Here is a 1341-nt window from a genome sequence, read left to right as displayed (position 1 = left end):
ACCATTTGTGAGTGGAGCAGCTGCACTTGTGCAAGAGAAATTCCCTGATCTCAATGGTCGCCAGATTGCAGATGTGCTCTTAAGCACGGCTAATAAAAATGTGGTATTACCAAAGGTGATATTGAAAACATTTACTGACAAAAACAAGACACAAAAACATACGATTATTATTACAAGCAATAGCGACGTTAGCAGGGGGCTAGTGATTAAAAACAAAGATGAAGTATTAAATGCTCTTAAAGATGCTGGATACGATTCAAATGTGGATAGTATCTACAACGATATTATAAAAACACCAGATAATAAGCTATCAATTTATGAACTCAATAAAGAATCCATCATCGGTCAAGGTGTCTTAGATATACAAAAAGCGATGGGTGGATTAGCTAGGTTAGATGCTAATCGCTTGACACGTGATGATATTTATACACTTAACTCAAATAGCACACTTACAAAATGGAATTTTACAATAGGGAGCAAATTTACCAACACTGAACATGCACTCTATACTCTTAATGTGAGTGATAGTAATGAAATGCTTTTTAGTAACAACATCGATGAGAGACTTTGGGATACCAGCTTGCATTACAATATTGGTGGCACAATGGTTAATCTTGCTAGTTCTCCTAGCACTGTAACTAACCCTATGACTCACTTCACTAGTGTAGGACTGCTAAAACACGGAACAGGCACACTTGTATTAAGTGGCCAAAACACTTATACAGGACTAACCTATGTGGCTAATGGCACTTTAGCACTCATGAGTGAGGCAGATTATTACAATGAAAAGAAGTATAAAAATGAAGAAAAACACAAAGCACAAACTACTTCTGCAGCAATGACACTTGCCACTGCTGCAAATAATTCTGCTATACCACCAATATATATTCCAAATAATACCAATGCAAAAAAGCCCTCCCTCTCTGGCAGTGTTTATGTAACCTCTGGTGCTACACTTGCAGGCAATGGCACTATAAAACAGAATCTAGACAACCATGGCACAGTCCAAGCAGGCACACTCTATCCTACAGATACAAGTGGGAAAGATGATAAGACAGGCACCAACAACGACCTAATAGTTGGTGGTACATACACACAAGATACAGATGCTACACTCACTCTTGTCTTTGGAGAATCCGGTAATGCCAAGTTAAATGCCACAAATGGATATAACATAGCTAATGGAGCCAAACTCACATTCACACCGCAGAAAAATGTGTTTTTTACACTCGCAGGTAATAAAATCAGCATTGACATGGGCAATATGCCAAAACACAATTTCAAAATTTCAAAACCCATCAGTGATGGTTCTTTGCAATTTGATATTGATGTATTTTCTAG

The 1341-nt window shown here is 37.7% G+C and carries 1 protein-coding gene; it reads left to right on the top strand.

The genetic code is table 11. The features are described from left to right. On the top strand, positions 1-1341 hold a 1341-nt coding region (locus CCY97_RS08080), incomplete at both ends, for an autotransporter-associated beta strand repeat-containing protein (protein WP_181562876.1).

The sequence above is a fragment of the Helicobacter sp. 10-6591 genome, assembly GCF_003288805.1.
Taxonomy (GTDB): Bacteria; Campylobacterota; Campylobacteria; order Campylobacterales; family Helicobacteraceae; genus Helicobacter_F.
Note: the sequence above shows the minus strand (reverse complement) of the source record. Positions and strands in the feature narration are given on the sequence as shown.